This window comes from Halomonas mongoliensis, assembly GCF_052496345.1.
The window spans coordinates 3,144,200-3,167,335 of the sequence record NZ_CP199288.1 but is presented as its reverse complement, the minus strand read 5'-3'; the positions used below and the strand labels follow the sequence as shown (position 1 = coordinate 3,167,335).

Genomic DNA, 23,136 nt, shown 5'->3' with positions numbered 1-23,136 from the left:
GCAACCCGGCACGGCTCCGTCGCATGACGACCGGCGCGGGCGCTATAGTGTCGACACCACCCGCCGTGACGCCGGAGGCTCCATGCCCGAATTTCGCAACGATCCCACCCTGCCGGTTCCGCTCTTTCCGGGCAGCCATATGGTGCTGGACGACCGCTACGTGTTTCTGTCGGGGCTGACCGCCGTGGATATCCAGGGCGGCGAGACGGTGCTGGGAGATATCGAGGGCGAGACTCATCTGGTGCTGCGGCGGATCCGTCGCATGCTGGCATCGGTCGGCTGCGGCATGGAGCAGGTGGTGCGGGTGGACGTGCATATCACCAACCTGGAGGATATCCGCCGCATGGACGCCGTCTACGCCGAGTTTTTCGAGACGCCACGCTATCCGGCCCGCACCTGCACCCAGTCGCCGCGGCTCTTCGGCGGCGCCCGGGTGGAGATCACGGTGATGGCCCGGCGCCCGGCCGATGACGAGAGAGGTGATTAGGGCCCCAGCCACCCCGACTCACGAATCGCCCGCCCCACTTCGCGCAGCGTCGCCTCCGAGCGCTCGATATCCCGCTCTCCCCGGGTGCAGGCGACCACCACCCAGCGCCGCTCGGTGGCCCCCGCCCCGCGAAAGGCGATGCCGGCGTCGCAGCTGCGCAGGTGCTGAGTGCCGGTCTTGTGGGCGAAGCGGATATCGGGACCCAGGCCCGCCTTGAGCCGCGCCTCGCCGCTGGTGGTGCGCGCCATGATGGCCAGCAGCTCGGCGGTGGCCGCGGGGCCCAGCGCCCGCCCCTCGCCGATGGCGGCGAGCAGCGCGCCGAAGGCGTCCAGGCGCCCGGCGTTGAGCCCGCTCGCGTAGTAGGCCGCGAAGGCGGCATCCAGGCTGGGCAGCGCCAGGGCCGCAGGCGTCACGCCGAGTCGCTCGGCCAGGGCATCGAGGCGCTGCTCGTCATCCTCGACCTGGCGCAGCAGGATGAAGTCCATCCCGGTGAGTTCTCGCGCCCCCGGATGCAGTTGCCCATAGGCCTCGCGGCGCACCGCCAGCAGCGTGGTGATGGGACCGAGCCCGCCCCCGGAGAGCGCCTGGGCGCGGGCGTTCACGGCGCCAAGCCCCAGCCGGCCGATCAGCAGGTCGGTGGCGGTGTTGTCGCTCTCGGTGAGCATCGGCTCGAGCAGCTCGCCCAGGGTCAGGGTCGTGCCCGGCTCCGCCCAGTTGGTGGGCCCGGCGCCGTCCACATAGTCGCGCTCCTCGAGCACCAGGGGCTCGTCGAGGGAGAGCTCGCCCGTCTCCCGGCGCGCCAGCAGCGCCACGGCCACCGGCACCTTGATCAGCGAGGCCAGGTACCAGGTTTCATCGTCGCGCCAGCCGAACGGCTGTCCCCCCTGCGTCAGGCCGCCCGCCCCCAGCTCCTGAACGTAAAGGCCGATCTCGTCATCGCCCTCGGCCTCCAGGGCGGCCAGCCGGGCCTCGAGCTCGGACTCCCAAGCGCCGCCGGCCAGGGCCGGGGCGGCCATGACCAGGCTCGAGAGCACAATCGCGGCGAGCCACCTCATCCCCGCTTCTCCCGGAACCAGCCGGTCAGGGCGATCCAGCCAGCGGTGGCCAGCACCAGGGCCACCCCGATGCCCAGCACCTGGGGGTAGTCGTAGACCCGCCAGGCGTCGAGCAGGAACCGAAAGACGCCGAAGATCACCACGATATGGAAGATGAAGGCCTTGAGGGCGTCGCTACCGATCAGGGTGAGCGGGCGCAGCCAGCGCGCCGCCGCCGCGCCGCCCTGCAGGCAGAGCGCCAGGATCACCAGGGCCCCGCCCAGGCTGAAGAGCATGAAGGCGAGCTCCGGCGGGTGCTTGCCCGCATTGCGCGCCACCGCCATCAGGGCGTCGTGGACCGAGGCCTCCGGGGCGGCGACGGCCAGGGAGAAGAAGGCGAGCAGCATCAGCGCCCCGCCACCGGCGATGGCGAGCAGCAGCCGGGCGCGCCAGGCGCGCCAGTAGCCGCGCAGCAGCGCCTCACCGACCAGCAGGCCCAGCAGCACCAGCGGCAACCGCGAGAGCTGGCCCCAGGTGTAGTGGTCGGCATCCTCCACCAGCAGCGCCTTGAGCGGCTCGATGCCCCAGAAGGTGGCGTGGCGCTCCAGCCAGCCGGCGGCCAGGGCGATGGCCACCGGCAGCAGCAGCCGCGACCAGAGCGGCAGCCGGCACCAGAGCGGCAGCACCCAGGGCAGCCAGAGCAGGGCGATGGCGTAGAAGCCGAGGATCTCGACCCAGATCGGGAAGCGCTGATAGAGCAGGGCGTCGAGGATGTCCTCCCGGGGGAAGATGGCCATCATCTCCACCACGGTGAGCACCTTGTACCAGAAGAGCACCTCCAGGCCGCGCAGCATCAGGCGCAGGCGGCGCCTGGGCCAGTCCGCCTCCCCTACCCGGGGCAGGAAGGCCACGGCGAGCGCGATGCCGAACACCACGATGAACAGCGAGGAGGAGAACTTGGTGACGAGATGCACCGGCACCAGGCCCCAGTCGGGCAGCTGGCGGATGCCATAGAGCCCGCTCACCGCATGGCTGAGGATCATCAGCGCGATGGCGACGCCCCGGGCCAGGTCAATGGCCTCGATACGCCCCTCCGCCCGGGGCAGCTGGGCGCGTTCGGCGAGCCGGTCGCGGATTGCCTTCCCTTGCATCTATCGATCTCCTGAAGGCCGTCTCCCGGCGCTAGTCGTCCAGCACTTCGATGCTCTCGATGGTGAGGCGTCGCCCCTCCTCCCGGGAAAAGGCGAACTCACCCTCCACCCGCACCCGCTCCCCAAGCAGGGAGGCAACCTTGTCATGGGGGAAGAGCTCTACCCGGTTGAGGCCCTCATCCTCGACCCAGTAGTGCAGCGGCTCCTCGAAGTGGCGCACCACCCCTTCGGTGACCACCCGACTGCCGTCGAGGGCCTCACCGTCGGTGGCCAGCACCGCCAGGGGCGCCTCCCGGGGGCCCGGGTCGCCACCGCAGCCGCCGAGCCACAGCAGAAGGATCAGGAGAGGCATCAGCAGGCGAGACATCATCGGGGACCTCGTGGGCAGGGGGATTGAGTAGTGACCGTGCAGAGCCGGCTCGAAGGCCAGGCCCATGCTACACCGTCAGGGCCTTATCGACCCCGTCTCGATACATGCCGGTGCTCCGATACTTTTGAGTCTAGGGCCCCAGCCAACCGGCTGCATAGCGGCAAGCGGACTATCCTCAAGGGAGGGACAACACGTTCAACCTGAAGGGAGGCAACCACCGCCAGTTCACGGCCCAACCGGCCGAAGGAGAGAGTGCCATGACCATCCCGATGACCCTGCAGGAGTACCTGAGGTCCTGCGATATCGACTTCGAGGAGCTACCCCACCCCCGCGAAACGACCGCCAGCCGTATCGCCGAGAAGTCTCATATCTCCGGCGACCGCATGGCCAAGGCGGTGATGCTCCAGAGCGACTCCGGCTATCGCCTCGCCGTGGTGCCCAGCAGCTGCGATGCCGATCTCGAGCAGCTCTCCCAGCTGCTCCACGAGAAGGTGGCGCTGGCCTCCGAGCAGCAGATCCAGGAGCACTTTCGCGACTGCGACCCCGGCGCCACCTCCCCGGTCGGCCAGGCCTGGGGCCTGCAGGTCTACGTGGACGACATGCTCCGCCACCAGCCCGACGTCTACTTCGATGCCGGCGACCACGAGACCCTGATCCATATGAGCGGGCGGGAGTTCGACCGCCTGATGCACGATAGCCCCCACGGGCGCTTCAGCCGCCACTACTGACCCGGGCACATGAGGTGGTGCCCGCCGGGCCGCGATCCGCGTTGATCGCGGCCCTTTCCTGCCGGGGCGCCGACTGCGCTATGGTAGCGGCCTGAGTCCCGCCGACCTGCCCCCAGGAGCTCCCATGCCGCGCCTTGCTTTCCGCTCGTCTCCCCCATGCCTTGCCGCTCCCCTCCTTGCCCTGCTCCTCACCGGACTGCCCGCCGCCGCCCTGGCCGATGAGTGCCCTGCCCCCGGCCAGTGGCAGCACCATGGCCAGGCAGCAGACGCCGCCGCGCTGCTGGCCGACCTGGCCGAGCGCCGCGTGGTGCTGCTCGGCGAACAGCATGAGCGCCTGGCCCACCACCGCTGGCAGCTGCACACCCTGGCCGGCCTGCACGCCCATGAGCCGCGAATGGCCATCGGCCTGGAGATGCTGCCCCGGGAGGCGCAGCCGGTGCTGGACGCCTGGGTGGCCGGCGAGCTCGACGAGGCCGGCTTCCTGGCCGAGAGCGACTGGCTGGGCAGCTGGGGCTATGACCCAGACGCCTACCTGCCGATCCTGCACTTTGCGCGCATGCAGCGCATCCCGCTGCTGGCCCTCAACGTCACCCCGGCCCTGCGCCAGCGCATCGCGGAAGAGGGGTGGGAGGCGATCCCCCCGGAGGAGCGCCACGCCATCACCCCGCCCACCTCCGCCTCCGAGGGGTACCGGGAGGCGCTGGCCGAGGTCTATGCCAACCACCCCAGCGCCGAGGACCCCGAGGCGGGGCTCGAACGCTTCGTGGCCGCCCAGCTGGTCTGGGACCGCGCCATGGCCCAGGGGCTGGCCGATGCCAGCGCCGACACGCCCCTGGTGGTGGGCCTGATGGGGCGCGGCCATGTGACCTACGGCCACGGCGTCCCCCATCAGCTGGCCGATCTGGGCATCGAACAGACGGCGACGCTGCTGCCCTGGAGCGCGGAGGAGAGCTGCACGCCCCCAGAGGGCATCGCCGACGCCCTCTTTATCCTGGGCGACGAGACGCCCTTCGAGCCCGCCGAGCCCCAGCGCCTCGGCGTGCTGATCGGCACCGCCGAGGGGGGCGTGCGGGTGATGAGCGTCATGGAAGAGAGCCTGGCGGAATCCCTGGGCCTCAGGCGCGACGACCTGATCACCGAGGCCGCCGGCCGCCCCCTGCGCCGCCCCGGCGAGCTCACCGACCTGGTGCGCCGCCAGACCCCGGGCACCGTGCTGCCACTCACCGTCAGCCGGGATGGCGAGCGCGAGGAGCTGCTGGCCCGCTTCCCGCTGCGTAACGGGACGCCCTGAGCCATGCCGTGCCGCCTGAAGCCCCTGAGCACCGGCCGAGCCATGGCGCGGCTGGCGCCTGCCCTGCTGGCCGCCTCCGCCTGGGCGGGGCCGGCCGCGGCGTCCAGCGCCCCGGAAGGCGCCGACGCGCCTCTCCAGGAACCTGCCCAGCGACACCTGAGCCTGCGCCTGGATCCCGCGGGGCGCACCCTCGCCGGCGAGCTGGTCCAGGCGCTGCCCCGGGGCGGCCAGTTCCGGCTGCTGCCCGGCCTTGAGGTCGAGACGGCGCGCTGCGACGACGCGCCGCTGGCGGTGGCCCACGAGGGCGAGGGGCTGTGGCGGGTCGCCCCCTGCCCGGGCCAAATCTCACTAAGCTGGTCGGGCCGCCTCGGCGAAGGCAGCGGCGAACGGGGCCTCCGGCTCTCGGAGGCCGGCAGTCTGCTGCCCACCCGGGCCGGCTGGTATCCCCATCTGGCCGAACGCGCCGGCCCGCTGGTGGTCGAGGTCGAGACGCCCTCCACCCAGCGCGCGGTGGCCAGCGGCTCCCTGGTGGAGGAGCGCACCACGGCCGAGGGTCGGCTCGCCCGCTTCCAGCACCCCCACACCCTGGCGCTGGAGGTGGCAACCGGCCCCTGGCAGCGGCGCGAACGCGAGGTCAACGGCGTGACGCTGCGGGTGCTCTTTCCCGAGGCCCTGGACGCCGCCTTCGGCGCCACCTACCTGGACAGGGCCGCCGCGCACCTTCAGGCCTTCGAGCAGCGCCTGGGGGACTTTCCATTCACGAGCTTCAGCATCGCCGCCTCGCCGGCGCCGGTAGGCGTGGCCTTTCCCGGCTTCACCCTGCTCGGCGAGCGAGTGATCCCGCTGCCCTTCATTCCCGAGACCTCACTACCCCACGAGATCATGCACGCCTGGTGGGGCGCCGGCGTGCTGGTGGAGTACGCCGACGGCAACTGGGCCGAGGCGCTGACCACCTACCTGGCGGATCACGCCGTGGCCGAGGCGGCCGGCGAGGACGCCGAGCTGCGCCGGGGCTGGCTGCGCGACCTGGCCGCCCTGCCCTCCGGGCAGACCGGCAGGCTGCGCGACTTTCGCGGCGGACCGGACCCCGCCGGGCGCCTGATCGGCTACCAGCACGGCGCCCTGCTCTTCCATATGCTGCGAAAGCGCCTGGGGGACGACGCCTTCGACGCGGCCCTGGGCGAGCTGGCCGACGCCTGGATGCATCGCCGCGCCGACTGGCAGGCCCTGGAGGCCGCCTTCAGTGCCGCCGCCGAAAAGGACCTGGCGCCCTTCTTCAGCGCCTGGCGCGACCGCTCCGGCCGCCCCGACCTGGCCCTGGAGGGGGTGCGCCTCGAGGACGAAAGCGGCACCTTCTGGCTGCGCGGCGAGCTGGTGCAGCGCGGCGACAATGCCCCCTGGCCGCTGACCGTGCCGCTGGTGGTGGAGACGGCGTCGGGGCCGGTGACCCTGAATCAGGACATGGAGAGCGAGCGCCAGCCCTTCGGAATCCCCCTGGGCGAGCGCCCCCTGGCGCTGGAGGTGGACCCCGACGCCGACCTGGCCCGCCACCCGGGCGCCCTGCCCAGCCTGCTGCGCCGCCTGCTGCTGGACGCCGACACCAGGCTCGTCGCCCTGACACCGGCGCTGGAACCCCTGGCCGAGCGCGCCCTGGCCCGTCGGCTCGAGACGTGGCCCGCCGAGGCCGGGCTGGATGACGCCCCGCCGCTGCTGGTGGTGGGCACCACCGAGCAGGTTGCCGAATGGCGCCGGTCGCAGGGCCTCAGCGCCCCGCCGCGGGACGCCCTGAAACAGGAAACGCTGGAAACGGCGGGTCGCGCGCGCTTCTGGATGCACCCGGACCACCCCATCGGCCTGCTCAGCGGCGACGATGCCGAAAGCCTCGCCCTGCTGGCCGCCCGACTGCGCCACCACGGCCAGCGCAGCCACCTGGTACTGGATGAAGACGGCGAGACCCGCCGCGCCGGCACCTGGCCGGCAGGCGAGAATCCGCTAAGGGTGGCGTTCCCCCCGGAGTGACCAGAGAGGGCCAGGGGATGGCCAGCGCGCGCCCGGCCAGGCATCATGGGCGCCGCTTTTCCTGATCCCAGCCCGACTCAAAAGAGGTCCATTTCACCGATGCGAATCATCATCCGCACCTTCTTTCGCGGCCTGCGCCTGGTGCTGGCGCCGGTCGTGCTGATCGCCGAGAAACTCTCCACGCCCCAGTCCGTGGAGCGCACCCCGGAAGAGCAGGCCGAGGTCGACCGCGCCTGCGAGAATCTCGCCCTCTACCAGTTCCGCACCTGCCCCTTCTGCGTCAAGGTGCGCAAGGAGATCGCCCGCCTGGGCCTGAAGAAGATCGAGGTGCGCGACGCCCAGCTCGACCCCGAGCACCGCAAGGCCCTGGCCGAGGGCGGCGGGCGCATCAAGGTACCCTGCCTAAAGATCACCCACGAGGACGGCAGCGACGAGTGGCTCTACGAGTCCGACGCCATCAACGCCTGGCTGCACAAGCGCTTCGGCAAGGCCGCGTGACACTCTCCGTTTGACACCCCCCGCCTGCCGCGGGACCGATTCGGCGCCGCCGCGGGTCACCGCAACGAGGGCGCTGGCGCCGAGCCTTCGGCCTCCACGCCCGCCAGCAGCCGATTGGCCAGGGCATCGGCCCGCTCGGCGCGCAGATAGGGCAGCGTGACCGGCCCGTTGGCCAGATGGAGATGCAGCGTCGCCACGCCGCGGCGGCGCTGCAGCCAGCTCTGCTGCACCTCTACCGCCACCAGGCTGCCCGTGGGAAACAGCCGGGTGCGCTGCCCCAGAAGCCCCTGGCGCACGATCAGGTACTCCCCCTCCCGGGCCCAGCCCAGGGCGCACCAGCGCAGCTGGGCCAGCAGCGCCGCCAGGGCGGTCAGCCCCCCAAGACCCACCAGGAAGACCGCCGAAAGCACTCCGGGCCCTGCCCCCGGGGCCAGCGAGCGCAGCGCCAGGCCGCCGGATGCGGCGTCGCCGGCGGATTCGCCGTTCAGCACGGCGCCAACCAGCAGCCAGGCGCCGACCAGCGCGGCGGCCAGGAGCGCCAGCAGCATCCGCAGAAAAAGCACCCGCCGATAGAGCGGCTCGACCCGCGCCAGGGGCGTGGCCATCGCAAGCCCGGGCCAGAACACGCCGGCTAGCCGGCGCCCGTCGGCCAGGCCGAGCCCCGGCACCACAAAGCGCCGCGCCTCGGCCTCCGCGCCCCCCGCCGCGCCAAACTGGTGACAGACCAGATAGCCGCGCCGCAGCAGGCGGCCGAGGCCGGTCTGCACCCACTCCACCACCTGCAGCCGCGACAGCATCAGCACCTGCTCGCGACGGTTGAAGAGCCCGCTCACCTGGCGCTGGCGCTCGCCGTCGTCGTCGTGGAGCCGGTAGCCGTGAAAGCGCCACCAGGCCGCCAGCACCGAGAGCAGCGCCAGCCCCAGCAGCAGCGCCGCCATGCCCAGCGCCACCGCCGCCGGGGCTGAGGTCGGCAGCCAGGCCGGCGGTGTCGTCTGCGGCAGCGTCTCGTGCAGCCAGCGCTCCAGGGGACGCACCAGCGGCGAGAGCATGGCGGCGATCACGTAGACCGAGCGGCTGGCCAGGCCATGCAGCACCAGGGCGCCGGGGGTGATGCGATAGCGCAGGCGCGGAGCCGGCCGGGCCGGCTCAGCGGCGGCCTCGTCGGGCTCCGACGCTGCCTTGGCTACGCCCCCGGCGGGGCGCAGACGGCGGTCCAGGGCCTCGGCCACGTCGCGCCGAATACCCGGCAGGGCGATCCGCGAGGCCTCGCCGGCCCGGGTCTCCACCTGCCACTGCACCAGGCCGAAGGGGCGCATGTAGAACGGCTGATGGATCTCCACCTGCTGAACGTGCTCCGCCGCCACCTTGAACTCGCGGCGCTCGAGCAGCCCCCGGCAGATGATCAGCAGATCGCCGTCGAGGCGAAAGCGGAAGCGCCGGTAGTAGGCCAGGCTGAGCAGCAGCGCCGCGCCCAGCAGCAGCACGCCCCCCAGGGCCATTTCGCGCAGGCCGATGCGCTCGACCATGGCCAGGCCCGCGCCGGCACCGGCCACCAGCGGCAGATGCTGGCGCAGCAGGGAGGCGCCGCCGCTGATCAGCAGGAGCCCCATGGCCCAGGGCGAGAGGCGCTGCCAGCCCTCAAGCGCCGGGGCGTCAGGGTCAGGCTGCGTCATCGCCGTCCTCCCTCGGCGCCGGCGTGCCGCTCACCCTGGCCAGCAGATGCTGCTTGACCGCCTCGGCGCGCTCGGCGGGAAGCCCTTCCAGCACCAGGTCGGCGCCGCGCCCGCCAGCCGTGAAGCAGACCAGCCGGACCAGCCCGAAGCCGCGCTCCAGGGGGTTGCTGAGGGTCTCCACGTGCTGCAGGCGGGCGACGGGCAGCACTCGGCTACGCTGCACCAGCAGGCCGCGGCGATAGATCAGGTCGTGCTCGCGCAGGGCGTAGCCGCGCCGGCGCGCCTCGACCCAGCCCAGGCCGGCCAGGAGGAGCCCCAGCAGCAGCACCCCGCCCGCCGCCGCGGGCTTCCAGCGCGCCAGCTCCTCGGCCGGGGCGGGAAAGAGCCACACCAGCCCCGCCACCAGGGCCCAGCGGCCAATGACCGACAGCGCATGGCAGGGTGCCAGGCGCCGGGAGACCGGCGTCAGCGCGACCCGCTCCCAGCGCGGCAGCGCCGCCGGGTCGAGGGCCTCATTGTGAAAGGACATGGCAGGCGTCTCCTGTTTTCCGGTGCGTGTTCCATGCGGCCGAGCAACGCGCGGCCAGCTCAGTTCGCGGGCGGGGCCGGCTCGTCGAAGAGCCAGCACGCCACCCGACGCGCCGGGGCGGTGGCGATCTCCGGCGGCGCCTCCACCTCGCAGCACCCGGCGATGGCCCGGGCGCAGCGCGGGTGGAAGCGGCAGCCGGCCGGCGGGGCGATCAGGCTCGGCGGCTCGCCGGGGGGAACCTCCCGCTGGCGGGTGGCGTTGGCCGCGTCGGGGTCGGAGAGCACGCCCAGCAGCGCCCGGGTATAGGGGTGCTCGGGGGCATCCAGCAGCGCCTCCACCGGGGCGCTCTCCACCACCTTGCCGGCGTAGAGCACCAGGATGCGCTCGGCATAGTGGCGCACCGTGGCCAGGTCGTGGGTCACGAAGGCGAGCGTCAGGCCCCGCTGGCGCTGGATGCCCCGCAAGAGCTCCAGGATCTCCACCCGCACCGAGGCGTCGAGCATCGACACCGGCTCATCGGCGATCACCAGGGCCGGCTCGAGGATCAGCGCCCGGGCGATCACCACCCGCTGCTGCTGGCCGCCGCTGAGCATATGCGGAAACTTGCCCAGAAACTCCTCCACCGGGGTGAGGCGCACCTCCTCCAAGGCCGCGCGGATGCGCCGCTCGCGCTCGGCGCGGTCGCTCACGCCATGCACCTTGAGCGGCTCGGCCAGGATGCGGCGCACGTCCAGGAAGGGCGGCAGCGCCCCGAAGGGGTCCTGCTGCACATAGCCCACCCGGGCGCGCCACGCCTTGAGCTCGGCGCCCCCGAGCGAGGCCAGATCGCGCCCCTCGCAGCGCACCTCCCCCGCCGTGGGGCGATGCAGCCCCAGCAGGGTGCGCACCAGGGAGCTCTTGCCGCAGCCCGACTCGCCCACGAAGGCCACCGCCTCGCCCCGGGCCAGGGTAAAGCTGACGTCGTCCACGGCGCGCACCGCCCCCACGCGCAGAAAGCCCCACTGGCGCAGCTCGAACCAGGTGTGCAGGCCCCGGGCCTCCACCAGCGGCGTCTCAGCCATGCTCACCTCCTCCGCTCGGCGCATGGAGCCAGCAGCGCACCCGGTGGCGGCTCTCTCTCACCCCGCCACTCACCTCGTCCCCCACGCCTGGCTCTCCCCCTGGCTCCACGCCTGCTCCCGCCCCGTCGGCGGTCTCCGGCACGAAGGCCGGCGGCGACTCAGCGCAGCGGGCGAAGCGCGCCGGGCAGCGCGCGGCGAAGCGGCAGCCGCCGGGCGGGTCGAGCAGGCTCGGCGGCTGACCGGCGATGGCCCGGGGCCGGCGGCGCTCATGGAGCCGGGGCACGCTTTCCATCAGCATACGCGAATAGGGATGGGCCGGGGCGGTGAAGAAGCGCTCGGCGCTGCAGGTCTCCACCAGCTCGCCGGCGTACATCAGCGCCACCCGGTCGGCCAGCTCGCTGGAGGTGGCCACGTCGTGAGTGATCAGGATAAAGCTGGTGCCCTGGTCGCGCTTGATCTCCTTCAAGACATTCATGATCGCCGCCTGGGTCAGCACGTCCAGGGCCGAGGTGGGCTCGTCGAGGATCACCAGCTCCGGCTCCGCCACCAGCGCCATGGCCAGCACCGCCCGCTGGCGCATGCCGCCGGAAAGCTCGAAGGGGTAGCGGGCCATGAAGTCCAGCGGCAGCCCCACCCGCTGAAACACCTCGGCGGCGCGCTCGAGGGCCCGGCGCCTCGGCCAGCGCTTCAGTTCGCGCAGCGGCTCGGCCACCTGCTCCCCCACCTTGACCACCGGGTTCAGGGCGTTCATGGAAGCCTGCATCACCAGCGCCAGCCGCGACCACTGCACCTCGCGGCGAAAGCGCTCATCGGAAAGCTCGCTGATCAGGGTCTCCCCCAGCCACACCCGGCCGCCGTGGTGGGCCAGGTTGCGAGGGTGCAGGCGCATCAGCGCCCGGGCGAGCGAGCTCTTGCCGCAGCCCGACTCGCCGAGCACCACCAGCGCCTCGCCGCGCTTCACATCGAAGGTGAGCCCGTCCACGGCGCGCACCGCTCCCTGGCGGGTTCGGTAGTGCAGGGCCAGCGCCTCGACCCGCAGCAGGGCTTCCCCCGCCGCGACGCCTGTCGTCGTTGTCGCCATTACAGGCTCCTCAGCCGCGGATTGAACACCCGATCCAGGGCGAAGCCGAGCATGGCGAAGCCCAGGCCGGTCAGCATCAGCAGCAGCGCCGGCGACACCACCCAGTAGACGTAGCCGTTGTAGAGCGCGCTCTGGGACTGGGCGTCGTTGAGCACCTTGCCCCAGGTGGGCAGCTCCGGATCGCCGAGCCCCAGCACCGCCAGGGACGCCTCCAGGAAGACGAAGGTGGGAATCAGGGTGACGAAGCTCGGCACCAGCACCGGCAGGATCCGCGGCAGCATGTAGCGCATCACGATGCGCAGGTTGGAGGCGCCGTAGGCCCGGGCCGCCTCGATATAGGGCGCCTCGCGGATCGGCAGCAGCATGGCGCGGTAGGTCTTGATGCCGGCGCTGAAGATGCCGAGCAGCACCACCACCCCGAGCATCAGCCAGATGCTCGTGGAGTAGAGGGTGCCCACCATCACGAGTATCGGCAGCACCGGCAGGATCATGTTGACCTCGGTGAGCCGCTGGATGACGGCGTCCACCCAGCCCCGGTACCAGACCCCCACGGCGGCGATCACCAGGGTGGTGAGGGTGGTGCCCACCGCGGCGATCAGCCCGAAGGCGAGCGCCACCGGCGTGCCCCAGAGCAGCGCCAGGCTCAGGGCGCGCCGCTGATGGTCGGTGCCGGCAATGCCGTGAACCCGCCCGTAGACCACCAGCTCCGCCTCGAGGGGCGCCTCGGCGTCGAAGAGCACCGCCTCCAGCACCAGACCGTAGCGCCCCGTCTGCAGCCTCGGCGCGCCCGCCTCCCCCTCGGCCTTCTCGGCGGAGAAGAGCCCGATATGGGGCGCCAGGCCGCCCAGGCGCTGCGCCAGGGCGCGATCCTGGGAGATGGAGATACGCTCGCGCTCGCCGAGCCGATGGCCCCCCAGAGGGATCTCGCGGCCGTCGGGGGTCTGCCACAGCAGGCGCACGAAGGGCGGCCGGGCGTGCCCCTCGGCGGCAAGAAAGAGGTTGAGCTCGCTCGGGAAGTCGTCGAAGGCGTAGTCGAAGGTGAGCGGCAGCGTCAGCCGCCGCCCCCCGGGGAAGGGGTGCACCTCCGCCTCGACGTCGCGACTGGCGATCACCCGAGTGGTGGGCGCCCTGCCGCCGCCCAGGCGGTCGACCCACACCGGGGCGGCATTGACCGGGTGGTGCTGCCAGCGCTCGCCGCCGCGCCAGCGCTCCAGGGCCTCGCCGTAGGGCACCGCCAGGGGGGCCGCCAGGGCCACCCCGACCAGCACCAGGATGATGGCCACCCCGGCGATGGCCGAGGGGTAGCGGGCCAGCTCCCGCCAGCGGGCGCTGCGCCAGGCGATCATGAGCGCCCTCCCCTGACCCGCACCCTGGGGTCGAGCAGCGCATAGAGGAAGTCGAGCAGAAAGACCGTGGCCGCCAGCAGATAGGCGAAGATCACCACGCCGCCTATGATCACCGGGGTATCCCGGTGGCCGATGGCCTGGAAGAGCAGCGAGCCGAGCCCCGGCCAGTTGAACACCTGCTCGAGGATGATGGCGCCGCTCCACAGGCCGATCAGCATCAGCAGAAAGCTGGTGATGATGGGCGCCAGGGTCGGGCGCAGGATATAGCGCCGCTCGATGCGCCGGGCGCTGAGCCCCTTGGCGCGGGCCATCTCCACGTGGTCCTCGCTCGAGTGGATCAGAAAGAAGGTGCGCCAGGAGTAGATGGAGACGAAGATCGAGGAGAGAAACATCGCCGCCACCGGCAGCAGCATGTGGCGCGCCAGGCTCGCCGCGTACTCGAGCCGGCTCTCCGGGGGCGGCGCGGTGACCATGCCGCCGGCGGGCAGCAGCGGGAAGAGAAAGGCGAAGAACAGGATCAGGAAGATGCCGTAGAACCAGCCCGGGGCCGCCGAGCTCGGCGCCAGGGCGATGACGGTGCGATCCAGGGCGCTGCCGTAGCGCCGCGAGAGATGCAGGGCGGCAAATACCGCAGTGAAGAAGACCAGCAGGTTGGCGCTGCCGAAGAGCAGCAGGGTCGCCGGCAGGCGCTCGACGATGATGTCGCGCACCTCCCGGGAGCCGCGGTCGCTGTGCATCTGCTCGGCGCGGCCCAGGTCGAGGCTCATCGCCCGCCTGAGGTAGTCGAAGCTGCGCACGATGAAGGGCTGGTCGAGGCGCAGCCGCTCCACCTCCAGGGCCACCTGGCGCTCCACCAGGGCGCTGCGCTCCTCGCCGGGCATGTCGAAGAAGGCGGGATCGGCGCGCACCGCCTCCACCGCTTCGCTGCGGATCTGCACCAGGCGCAGTTCATCCACCTGGCCGCCCATATTGGCCACCAGGATGGTCAGGTAGACGCCCACCACCACCGTGGCCAGCAGCACCAGCAGGCGGGCGGCGGCATAGAGCAGCAGATGGCGCAGGTCGCGCAGCCGGGAGCGTCGCAGGTCGGGGCGGACGGGCCTCCCCGCGGAGACGGGCTTCATCGGGGCACCTCCTCGCCGGGTGGCACAGTCTCGCCGGATGGCACAGTGGCAAAGACATGGGAGGCGAAGGCCGGCAGCGCCACCCGGCGGCTGATCACGGCGAGCTCCAGGCTATTGGCGCCGCTGCCCAGCCCCGCCAGGGTCTCGGCATCCAGGCGCACCCGCCACTGGCCCTGCCCCAGGGGCTCGGCCTCGCCGCGGCCTGCCAGGGCGCCGTCGCCGTCGAAGAGCAGGTAGCTCACCTCGCGGAGTTCCTCCTCGGGATAGGGCGCCCCCTCCACGGTCACCGCCAGGCGAAACTCGGCGCCCTCCCGCCCCTCGCGCCCACCGGCGGCCAGGCCGTTGGCGCCGGGGGCCCGGCCCGCCGCCACCACCAGGGGGCCGTCGAGCAGCAGCTCGGGGATGGGGGCGCGGCTCAGCCCCAGCCAGCGGTCGGCGGGATCTCGAAAGCCCTCGAAGCGGCGCAGCACCACGCTGCCCTCCACCGGATGCACCGAGTGCAGGCGGTAGGGGCCGCTGCCCACCCAGAAGTGGCCGAAGGCGCGCTGCCAGGCGTCCAGGGCGGCAAAGCGCCTCTCCGGCTCCCCGGGCGCCAGCCAGTCCCCCAGAGCGTCGCCATAGGGTAGCGACAGCGGTTCCTGCAGCTGTTCCTGCACCCCAGCCAGCAGCCGCTCGAGCACCGGCAGGCTGGGGCCGGCCACCAGGCTCAGCCAGTCCACCCGCTGGCGGTCCGCCTTGTTGGAGGAGAAGGCCAGCTCGCCGCGGCGCTCGCCGAGGATCCCCAGCATCAGCACGTGCCAGGGCAGCGGGCTCGGCGCCCGGGCGGCGACGATGCTCTCGGCGTCGGGAAAGATCTGGTCGCTGTAGACCTCGATGACCAGGGGCTCGGTGGAGAGGATTCGCCAGCCGCGGAAGTGGCGCCGGAAGGCCTCGAAGGTGGCCAGATGAGCGGGATCGAAGAGCGGGCTTGCCTCGCTTGCGCGCTCGAAGTCGAGGATCCAGGGCAGCACGAAATCCGCGGGGGTCAGCCAGGAGCCGTCGTGCCAGCGCCGGGCGAAGAGCTCGGGATCGTAGTGGACCCGCACCCGGGTGCGGGCGGTGAGCCCCTCCGGATGGGCCTCATCGACGGGGATGAAGCGCCCGTGCAGGGCGTCCCAGTCGACCCAGGCGTCGCCGGGCACGGCGATCTGCGCCTCCCGGGTCAGCGTCAGCCAGTCGAGGGTCTGCTCCACCGGAATGCCCGCTTCTACCGCCAGCTCGGCGCGGGCGATGCGCTGGGGGTGGTAGAGCCCGGTATAGGGGTCGGGCAGCACCACGGGGTCCTGGGTGGCCCGGGTGATCATGCGATCGAAGGCCCAGTTGCTCCCCGCCACCGGGTTCCAGGGCTCCCCGAGCAGCCCCGGCAGGCCCACCACCAGGCGTCCGCCGAGCCGGTCGGTATAGCGCAGGGTGTAGGGCCACAGCGCCGAGCCGGAGACGCCGCCGGCCAGGTCCGCCGCCACCTCCACGTTGGCGGCTCGGGCCGAGGCGTTGAGCTGGTCCACCAGCCAGACCCGGGAGGAGTCCACCAGGGCCAGCTCAAGGGCGCGAGCCATCATCGCCTGGCGCTCCTCCCAGCTGGCATAGTCCCGCCGGGAGAGCCGGTCGGCGAGCTCGTCGAACTCGGGCGCGGGGCGATAGGCCTGCCACAGCGGCTCGGCGCGGCCGCGGGGCGTGTAGTAGAAGCTGAAGTTGTCGGCCTGGTCGCGCTGGATGACGATGGAGATCCAGGCCCCGGTGTAGAGGTGCCACTCGCCGGCGGCGGGGTCGGTGGCGATCCAGAGCCTGGAGGCCTCCTCGGCGGTGCGGTAGCGGCGCTCCACTTCGAAGCCGAGCCCCTGGAGCAGATTGGCGAGATAGTCCCCCACCCGGCGGCGCTCGTCCTCGGTGCGGATCAGCAGGCGCAGGCGCACCGGCTCCTCGTCGAAGAACCAGCGCCCGGCCCGGCGCTCGGCGCCGAGCTCGCCCATGCCGGCGTCGATGGCCTCCCGGGCGCGGTCCGGGTCATGGGCGTAGCGCAGCTCCAGGGCCCGGGACTCTTCGGCGAGCCTCGCGTAGTCGGGAAAGGCGGTGGAGAGCGGCAGGGTGCGCGGCACCGCCAGGCCGCCGTAGAGCTCCTCGGCCACGTGGCGCCGGTCGACCAGCCAGTTGAGGGCCTCGCGGATCTCGGGCAGGGCGAAGGGGTTGAGGCTGCCGTCGGCCAGGATCGGCCCCGCCGGGTTGAGGGTGAGCTCGCTGGACGTGCCGAAGGCCAGGTCCATGTCGGCCTGCACCGAGTCGCGCAGGCGATTGACCACGGTGGGGCTGGAGATGCCCTGGCTGAAGAGCTGATGGCTGCCCGCCTCGATCAGCCCGGTGACCCGGCCGAGGTCGGTCTCGCGCAGGAAGACGATCTCGTCGAGCAGCGCGCCCTGGCGCTCGGCCAGGGCCGCGGCGTCCACCGCGCCCGCCACCGTTCCCGCCCGCTGCCCCGCCTCCCGCTCCGTGCGCTCACGGTCGGGAGACAGCGCCACCAGGAGTACCGCCGCCAGCAGCAGCGCGCTGATGCCCAGACCCACTCCCTTCATGCCCCGCTCCGACTCGCGCACCCATTGGCTCCAAGCCTACTGTGACCTAGCCGTGGCGCTGAAGGACAGGCAGAGGAGCGGGCAGGCATTCAACGCTGTCCCAGGGGGCGGCCGCCGCTGGTGGACCCCGGCGCCCGGGACGCCTACACCTGAGACATGCCCCCCGATCCTGCACTCACCGAGCGCGGCCCCGTGGCGGTGCTGCGCTTCCTCGGCCTGGTGCTGCTGGGCGCCGCGGTCGGCGGGGTTGCCGCCCTGGCCGCGGTGGGCTTCGTGACGGCGGTGCTCTGGCTCAACGAGCTGCTGCTGATCTCGCCACGCAGCCGCATGATGGTCGACCACCCCGGCCTCCTGGTGGCCGCCACCCTGGTCGTGCCGGCCCTGGGCGGCCTGCTGGTGGGGCTGCTTCACCGCGCCATTCCCGAGCGCCGCCCCCATGCCCCGGCCGACGTCATCGCCGCGGTCCAGACGCGGCGGGGCCGTCTGCCGGCCCGGGCCGGGGGGATCACGGCGCTGAGCGCCATGGTTTCCCTGGGCGCCGGCGCCTCGGTGGGCCAGTACGGCCCCCTGGTCCACCTGGGGGCGACCCTGGGCTCCCAGGGGGCCAGGCTGCTGCGCCTGGGGCGCTCCGAGGACAACATCACCATCGCCTGCGGCGTGGCGGCCGCCATCGCCGCCGCCTTCAACGCGCCGCTGGCGGGCATCGTCTTCGCCCACGAGGTGGTGCTGCGCCACTACGCCCTGCGCGCCTTCGCCCCGGTGGCCGCGGCGGCCATCGTCGGCTACGTGGTGGCCACCACAGTGCTGGACCAGGGGGCCCTCTTCCACGTGGCCGATACCGCCGTGCCGCGCCCCTGGGAGTTCGCGCTCTTCGTCGTCATCGGCGGACTCGGCGCCCTGGTCGCCGGGGCCTATATGCACGCCATCCTCCGCGTCGGCAAGTTCGCCGCCGGGCTGCCCCTGCCGGCCCCGCTGCGCCCGGCGCTGGCCGGTGCCCTGCTGGGGCTTACCGCCCTCTGGGTGCCGGATATCCTCGGCATGGGCCAGGAGACGCTACGCTTCGCTACCATCGCCGGCGCCTTCGGCGGCGGCGAGCTGCTGCTGGTCCTGCTGCTCAAGCTGGCGGCCACCGCGCTCTGCCTGGGCATGGGCTTCAGCGGCGGGGTCTTCAGCCCCGCCCTGGTGATCGGCACCCTGTTCGGCGCCCTCTGCGGCACCCTGGTCGGCCTGGTCGGCGGCGCCACCCCGGACACCTTCATCTTCTATGCGGTCTGCGGCATGGTGGCGGTCACCGCCCCGGTGATCGGCGCGCCGCTGACCAGCCTGCTGATCGTCTTCGAGCTGACCGGCAGCTACGCCCTGACCACCGCCGCCCTGGCCAGCGTGACCCTGGCCAGCCCCATCGCGGCCCAGCTGTTCGGCCGCTCCCTGTTCGATATCCAGCTTGGCCGGCGCGGCCTGGACCTCTCCGCCGGCCGCAGTCGCGCCGTCCTCCAGGCCACTCCGGTCACCGAGCAGCTGACGCCGGAGTGCGTGACCCTGCCGCCGGAGACGCCGGTGGGCGAGGCGATCGCCGCCCTGGGCCGGGCACGCCACGGCGAGGCCTACCTGGTCGATGCCCGGGGGCGCTACCGGGGCTGTGTCCTGCTCCACGACCTGGAGGCCGCCCACCAGGCCGGCGGCGCCGGGCACCCTGTCGGCGACCATAGCGACGCCGACCGGCCGGTGCTGCACCCCGACAGTTCGCTGTGGGAGGCCATGGCGCGGCTCGAGGAGGTGACCGGCGAGGCCCTCGCCGTGGTCGATGCCGACCGGGGCGACGCCTTCCTGGGGGTGGTCTACGAGGCAGGCATCGCCCGGGCTCACCGGATCCAGAGCGATACCCTGAGACGGGAGGAGCATGGCAGTGGCTAGACGACTGATCCTCGCCCTGGGGCTGATGCTGGCCGGCCTGCCGGCCTCCGCCGCGACGCCTGCCGACGACGCCCTGGTGGTGCTGAGCTGGGGCGGCGCCTACGAGCGCGCTCAGCGGGAGGCACTCTTCGCCCCCTTCACGGCGCTGACGGGGCGGGAGGTGGAGGTCCATCAGTACGACGGCGGCCTCGAGGCCCTGGGCCGGGCCGTGGCCGACGGCGAGGTGCCCTGGGACCTCATCGACATGACCCGCAGCGACGCCATGGCGGCCTGCGAGGCGGGCCTGCTGGCGCCGCTGCCGCCCGACCTGGCGGCGCCGGCGCCGGACGGCACGCCGCCGGCCCGAGACTTCCTCCCCGACGCCATCGGCCGCTGCGCCCTGACCCATACGGTGTTCGCCACCGTGGTGGCCTACCGGCGCGATGCCTTTCCCGGCCGTCGCCCCACCGCCATCGCCGACCTCTTCGACCAGCAGCGCTTCCCCGGGCCCCGGGCCCTGCAGCGCACCCCGGCGGTCAACCTGGAGTGGGCCCTGCGCTCCTACCGGGTCCCCCGGGAGGAGCTCTATCGCCTTCTCAGCACCCCGCGGGGCCTGCGCCTGGCCCTGGAGCGGCTCGCCGAGCTGGAGACGATCCACTGGTGGGAGGCCGGCGACACCCCGGCGCGGCTGCTCGCCGAGGGCCGGGTAGTGATGGCCTCGGGCTACAACGGCCGCTTCTTCGACGCCATGCTCCGGGAGGATGCCCCCATCGAGATCCTCTGGGATGCCCAGGTCCAGGAGCACGAGGCCTGGGCGATCCCCCGGGGCGCGGCCCGCCCCGAGGCCGCCCGGGAGTTTATCCGCTTCGCCACCACCACCGAGCGGCTCGCCGAGCTGGCCCGGCGCATTCCCTATGGGCCGGCGCGTCGTTCGGCCGCCCTCCAGGTCACCACCCACCCGGAGAGCGGCCTGGACATGCGCCTGCATATTCCCACTCACCCCCTCAACGCCGCCGGCGCCATCATCAAGGACGAGGCGTGGTACGCCCGCACCCGGGCGCGGCTGGACGACCACTTCGAGGCCTGGCTGGCCACCGACGGCTGCCACCGCTCCGTAAACGTCCCCTGCCCCTGAGGCGGCGCCGCAGCCCGGCTGGCCGGCATCAGGCCCCGGCGGCCGAAGAATCGCGCCGGGCCCGCAGCAGCAGGTTGCGCGGCGTCAGCGAGCGCGCGCAGAAGGTGCCGAGCTCGACCGCATAGCCGGCCTCTTCGAGAAAGGCCAGGCGGTCCAGGGCCAGCCACACCTCCAGGGGCCGGCGGTAGAGGTGGCGGACCAGCTCCAGGCGCGCCACCTCCCTATGGCGCCGCCACCCCTCGGCCTCGAGGGCGGCCCAGTCGACCTCCTCGGGCAGCGCGAGGCCCTTCTGCGCCGCCGCCCAGCGGCAGAACTCGGAAAAGCGCGACGGCATCCTGCCGTAGGCGAGGCTCGGCACCGGCAGGTAGGCATCGACGCCGCGCACCCGGCGCTGCAGCCGGTCGAAGCCGAGCCGCCAGGCCGAGGCGCGCTCCCGGTGGCGCTGCACGCCCCGAGGGGCGGTCACCGTCTCCTGCACGGCCAGGGTCAGGGCGTCGCGGTCGAGCGTAAGACCGGCAGCCGCGGCGAGGGCGCGCCCCCGGGCCGAGAGCGGACGATAGCGCTCGTCGGCGGTGCGCTGATAGCAGCAGGGCGCCAGCACCACCTCGCTGCCCGCCTCCGCGGCCAGCGTCAGCAGGCGCCGGTGCAGATCGCCGCAGGCGTGCAGCGCCACGGCCCGGCTGCCGGCGTGGAGCCAGCGCCCGGCCTCTTCGGCCATCACGTCCTGGACCCGAAAGCGCACCGCGGCGCTTTGCCCCTGGGCCAGGACGCTACCCGCCGCGCAGAGCGCCGGGTCCCACTCCAGTGCCGTGACCTCGACGCCGTGTCGCTGGGCCAGGGCCCGGGCCAGGTGCCCCTTGCCGGCACACCACTCCACCAGGTCCACCGGCGCCTCGTCAGGGCTCGCCGGCACCTGAGGCACGAAGGCCTCGAGCTGGCGCCGCTTGCGCTCGGCGATGCCTTCGGCCCAGGCCTCCGGCAGGGTGACGTGACGCGACAGGTCCGGCAGCGCCACCAGCTCGGCCAGCGCTGCCACGGGCAGCCAGGCGGCCAGGGGGGAGTCGGCCAACGCAGCGCTGGCAAAGGGGTCCGCCTGCAGGCGGGCGAGCGTATCATCGTCCAGGGCCAGCAGCGCCTCGGCGAGCCCGGGCCAGCGCGAACGCCAGGCGGGCTCCGGCTCCTGGAAAGGCAGGCAGCGCCACAGCGGCGCGCCCTCGGCCAGCCGCTCGGTGAGCCGCTGGAAACGTGTGTCATGCATCACGGCGTCGACTCAGATAGCGTTGCGCAGCCCCAGCTCGTAGGGGTGAGGGTCCAGATAGGTCTGGCGGCGAATATACCCGGAGCCGTGGCGCTTGAGGTAGTGGCTGAGCAGGCGGATCGGCACCGCCAGATGCACGTGGCCCTGGCGGTACTCCTCGATGGCGGCGAGCAGGTCCTGGCGGGTCTCGGCGTCCAGGGCCTCCTTGAGGTAGCCGAAGACGTGCATCAGGGCGTTGGTGTGGGTCTTGCGGGTGGCCGGCCGCGCCAGGGCCGTCATGAAGCGCTGCAGGTAGTGCGCCATCGCCTCCTCCAGGGGCAGCCTGCTGGACTCGGCCAGGTAGCGCCCCAGCTCGCGGTAGGCCTCCACGTGGTGGGCCATCAGCAGGTACTTCTGGCGGCTGTGGAACTGCAGCAGCTCGTGGTAGCTGGGGTTAGCCTCCACCTGGCGCTTCCAGTCGTCGAGGGCGTAGACCCGGGTAATGAAGTTCTCGCGCAGCACGGCGTCGTTCATGCGCGCCTCCTCCTCGAGCGGCAGGGTCGGGAAGTGGCGCTTCAGGGCCCGCACGAAGGCGCCGGCGTCGGAGTGGCTGGGCATGCCGTTCTCACCGTAGACCTTGACCCGCTCGAGGCCGCAGCTGGGCGAGCCCTTCATCAGGATAAAGCCGCGCAGGTGGCGGTGCTTCGCGATAAAGGCCTGGCTCACCTCCTCGAGCCGGTCGGTGACATCCAGGCTCGCGTCCACGGTGCCCACCACCCGGGGCTCCTCCCCCGGGCTGCCCACCAGACGGATCGGTTCGCGGGGCACGCCGAGGCCGGCCTCGAGCTCGGGGCAGAAGGGCTCCAGGGCGAAGCGCTCGGCGAGCACCTCCAGGCAGTAGCGCGACCGCTTGTGGCCGCCGTTGTAGCGCACCTGCTCCCCCATCAGACAGGCGCTGATGCCCACCGGAATCCCCGCCCGGCTTGCCACCGTCTCACTCATTCCTTTCTTCTCCTGTGTTATAACCCCCTCGACGTCACCATCAACAGCTATAGGGAGGGGGCCATGGGCCGCTTCGTCGTAACTCTCGCACTGCTCGCCGCCCTCGTCTACGGCGGGCTCCACTGGTACTACGGCCACGCCGCCGAACGGGCCATCGAGGAACAGCTGGAGGCCCGGGGCCTCGACGCCGTGGAGCTGGAGGGGGTCGACTACGGCTGGCTGGCACCGGTCAGCCGGGAGGCGCGGATCACCGCCCGGGTACGCTACCGCGGCGCCTCGGCCAGCCTGGATATCCGGGTGGTGGGTCACCCGCTGTTCGACGATGAGGTGCGCCTGGAGCTCGACGGCCTGCAGGCCCTCAGGCTCAGCATCGGCCTGGGTGGCTGAGGCCGGCCAGCGAGCATGCTATGCTCGCTTCTTCACTCTTCACTCACTCATTCAGGGGCCGGCAGAGTCGCCGGCCTTCACTGCAACACTCTCGGGAGAGATCCATGGCCAGGGCAACCGCGCGTCATATTCTGGTAAGCAGCAAGGAAAAGTGTGAGGCCTTGAAGGCCGAGATCGAGGGCGGCCGCGACTTCGCCGAGGTGGCCCGCGAACACTCTAGCTGCCCCTCCGGCCGCCAGGGTGGCGATCTGGGCAGCTTCGGCCCGGGCCAGATGGTCCGCGAGTTCGACGAGGTGGTCTTCTCCGGCGAGCTCAACAAGGTGCACGGGCCGGTGAAGACCCAGTTCGGCTTCCACCTGCTCGAGATCACCAGTCGCAGCTGAGCCTTCGGCAGCGTGAACTGTTCTGATCAAACCGAAGCCGCGCATGGCCGCCATGTGCGGCTTTCTTGTACCATACCTGTATAAAAACCAGCCGCGTATCA

General features: G+C 72.3%; 21 protein-coding genes. 9 read left to right on the top strand and 12 right to left on the bottom strand.

Annotated elements, in window-relative coordinates:
• Positions 1-82: 82 nt before the first annotated feature.
• On the top strand, positions 83-487 hold the full coding sequence (locus tag ACRYRV_RS14855) for a RidA family protein (protein ID WP_253443349.1): 405 nt from the start codon (positions 83-85) through the stop codon (positions 485-487).
• Here ACRYRV_RS14855 and ACRYRV_RS14850 read toward each other — a convergent pair.
• The 3 genes from ACRYRV_RS14850 to ACRYRV_RS14840 are packed head-to-tail and all read right to left on the bottom strand — an operon-like array spanning position 484 to position 3,042.
• Positions 484-1,542: a serine hydrolase gene (locus ACRYRV_RS14850; RefSeq protein ID WP_253443351.1), complete on the bottom strand. Its 1,059-nt coding sequence runs from the start codon at positions 1,540-1,542 to the stop codon at positions 484-486. The genes ACRYRV_RS14855 and ACRYRV_RS14850 overlap by 4 nt on opposite strands.
• On the bottom strand, positions 1,539-2,672 hold the full coding sequence (locus ACRYRV_RS14845; RefSeq protein ID WP_444984621.1) for an acyltransferase family protein: 1,134 nt from the start codon (positions 2,670-2,672) through the stop codon (positions 1,539-1,541). The genes ACRYRV_RS14850 and ACRYRV_RS14845 overlap by 4 nt, the downstream gene beginning before the upstream one ends.
• A 31-nt stretch (positions 2,673-2,703) precedes the next feature.
• On the bottom strand, positions 2,704-3,042 hold the full coding sequence (locus ACRYRV_RS14840; protein WP_309636483.1) for a hypothetical protein: 339 nt from the start codon (positions 3,040-3,042) through the stop codon (positions 2,704-2,706).
• 257 nt (positions 3,043-3,299) lie between these two features.
• On the opposite strand from ACRYRV_RS14840, the gene ACRYRV_RS14835 reads away from it, so the two are divergent.
• The 4 genes from ACRYRV_RS14835 to ACRYRV_RS14820 all read left to right on the top strand — a co-directional run bounded on the left by ACRYRV_RS14835 (position 3,300) and on the right by ACRYRV_RS14820 (position 7,578).
• Positions 3,300-3,770 carry an aminoacyl-tRNA deacylase gene (locus ACRYRV_RS14835; protein ID WP_253443358.1) on the top strand — a complete coding sequence of 157 codons (471 nt, stop codon included), beginning with the start codon at positions 3,300-3,302 and terminating at the stop codon, positions 3,768-3,770.
• Positions 3,771-3,894: 124 nt separating this feature from the next.
• Positions 3,895-5,061 (top strand): ChaN family lipoprotein, encoded by a 1,167-nt coding sequence (locus ACRYRV_RS14830; RefSeq protein WP_444984622.1) that lies wholly within the window; start codon positions 3,895-3,897, stop codon positions 5,059-5,061.
• Between the two features lie 3 nt (positions 5,062-5,064).
• Entirely contained in the window at positions 5,065-7,080 is a 2,016-nt protein-coding gene (locus tag ACRYRV_RS14825; RefSeq protein WP_445005906.1) for a M1 family metallopeptidase, read from the top strand.
• 99 nt (positions 7,081-7,179) lie between these two features.
• Positions 7,180-7,578, top strand: a complete 399-nt coding sequence (locus tag ACRYRV_RS14820) for a glutaredoxin family protein (protein WP_253443364.1) — start codon at positions 7,180-7,182, stop codon at positions 7,576-7,578.
• A gap of 56 nt (positions 7,579-7,634) precedes the next feature.
• Here the strand turns inward: ACRYRV_RS14820 and ACRYRV_RS14815 are convergent, their stop codons facing one another.
• From ACRYRV_RS14815 to ACRYRV_RS14785, 7 genes are read right to left on the bottom strand one after another with little or no spacing between them, the layout of a single operon-like run.
• Positions 7,635-9,251 carry a PH domain-containing protein gene (locus ACRYRV_RS14815; RefSeq protein ID WP_444984623.1) on the bottom strand — a complete coding sequence of 539 codons (1,617 nt, stop codon included), beginning with the start codon at positions 9,249-9,251 and terminating at the stop codon, positions 7,635-7,637.
• The gene (locus ACRYRV_RS14810; protein WP_444984624.1) at positions 9,238-9,780 is read right to left on the bottom strand and encodes a PH domain-containing protein; all 543 of its coding nucleotides are present in this window, start codon (positions 9,778-9,780) and stop codon (positions 9,238-9,240) included. The genes ACRYRV_RS14815 and ACRYRV_RS14810 overlap by 14 nt, the downstream gene beginning before the upstream one ends.
• Positions 9,781-9,839: 59 nt before the next feature.
• On the bottom strand, positions 9,840-10,841 hold the full coding sequence (locus tag ACRYRV_RS14805; RefSeq protein WP_444984625.1) for an ABC transporter ATP-binding protein: 1,002 nt from the start codon (positions 10,839-10,841) through the stop codon (positions 9,840-9,842).
• Positions 10,834-11,922 (bottom strand): ABC transporter ATP-binding protein, encoded by a 1,089-nt coding sequence (locus ACRYRV_RS14800; protein WP_444984626.1) that lies wholly within the window; start codon positions 11,920-11,922, stop codon positions 10,834-10,836. Before ACRYRV_RS14800 ends, ACRYRV_RS14805 begins: the two co-directional genes overlap by 8 nt.
• Complete coding sequence (locus tag ACRYRV_RS14795) at positions 11,922-13,268, bottom strand: ABC transporter permease (protein WP_444984627.1); 1,347 nt, start codon at positions 13,266-13,268, stop codon at positions 11,922-11,924. The genes ACRYRV_RS14800 and ACRYRV_RS14795 overlap by 1 nt, the downstream gene beginning before the upstream one ends.
• On the bottom strand, positions 13,265-14,392 hold the full coding sequence (locus ACRYRV_RS14790) for an ABC transporter permease (RefSeq protein WP_444984628.1): 1,128 nt from the start codon (positions 14,390-14,392) through the stop codon (positions 13,265-13,267). Before ACRYRV_RS14790 ends, ACRYRV_RS14795 begins: the two co-directional genes overlap by 4 nt.
• A complete protein-coding gene (locus ACRYRV_RS14785; protein WP_444984630.1) occupies positions 14,389-16,998 on the bottom strand; it encodes an ABC transporter substrate-binding protein in 2,610 nt (869 codons plus the stop codon). Before ACRYRV_RS14785 ends, ACRYRV_RS14790 begins: the two co-directional genes overlap by 4 nt.
• Before the next feature lie 156 nt (positions 16,999-17,154).
• Here ACRYRV_RS14785 and ACRYRV_RS14780 point away from each other — a divergent pair, with 156 nt between their 5' ends.
• On the top strand, positions 17,155-18,912 hold the full coding sequence (locus tag ACRYRV_RS14780) for a chloride channel protein (protein WP_444984631.1): 1,758 nt from the start codon (positions 17,155-17,157) through the stop codon (positions 18,910-18,912).
• Entirely contained in the window at positions 18,899-20,026 is a 1,128-nt protein-coding gene (locus ACRYRV_RS14775; RefSeq protein ID WP_444984632.1) for an extracellular solute-binding protein, read from the top strand. The genes ACRYRV_RS14780 and ACRYRV_RS14775 overlap by 14 nt, the downstream gene beginning before the upstream one ends.
• Before the next feature lie 28 nt (positions 20,027-20,054).
• Here the strand turns inward: ACRYRV_RS14775 and ACRYRV_RS14770 are convergent, their stop codons facing one another.
• Together ACRYRV_RS14770 and ACRYRV_RS14765 are read right to left on the bottom strand one after the other, a co-directional pair.
• On the bottom strand, positions 20,055-21,284 hold the full coding sequence (locus ACRYRV_RS14770) for a methyltransferase (RefSeq protein ID WP_444984633.1): 1,230 nt from the start codon (positions 21,282-21,284) through the stop codon (positions 20,055-20,057).
• Positions 21,285-21,296: 12 nt separating this feature from the next.
• On the bottom strand, positions 21,297-22,265 hold the full coding sequence (locus ACRYRV_RS14765) for a YbgA family protein (protein WP_444984634.1): 969 nt from the start codon (positions 22,263-22,265) through the stop codon (positions 21,297-21,299).
• Positions 22,266-22,328: 63 nt separating this feature from the next.
• On the opposite strand from ACRYRV_RS14765, the gene ACRYRV_RS14760 reads away from it, so the two are divergent.
• Positions 22,329-22,652, top strand: a complete 324-nt coding sequence (locus ACRYRV_RS14760; RefSeq protein ID WP_253443393.1) for a hypothetical protein — start codon at positions 22,329-22,331, stop codon at positions 22,650-22,652.
• Between the two features lie 104 nt (positions 22,653-22,756).
• Positions 22,757-23,035: a peptidylprolyl isomerase gene (locus ACRYRV_RS14755; protein ID WP_253443395.1), complete on the top strand. Its 279-nt coding sequence runs from the start codon at positions 22,757-22,759 to the stop codon at positions 23,033-23,035.
• Positions 23,036-23,136 lie beyond the last annotated feature (101 nt).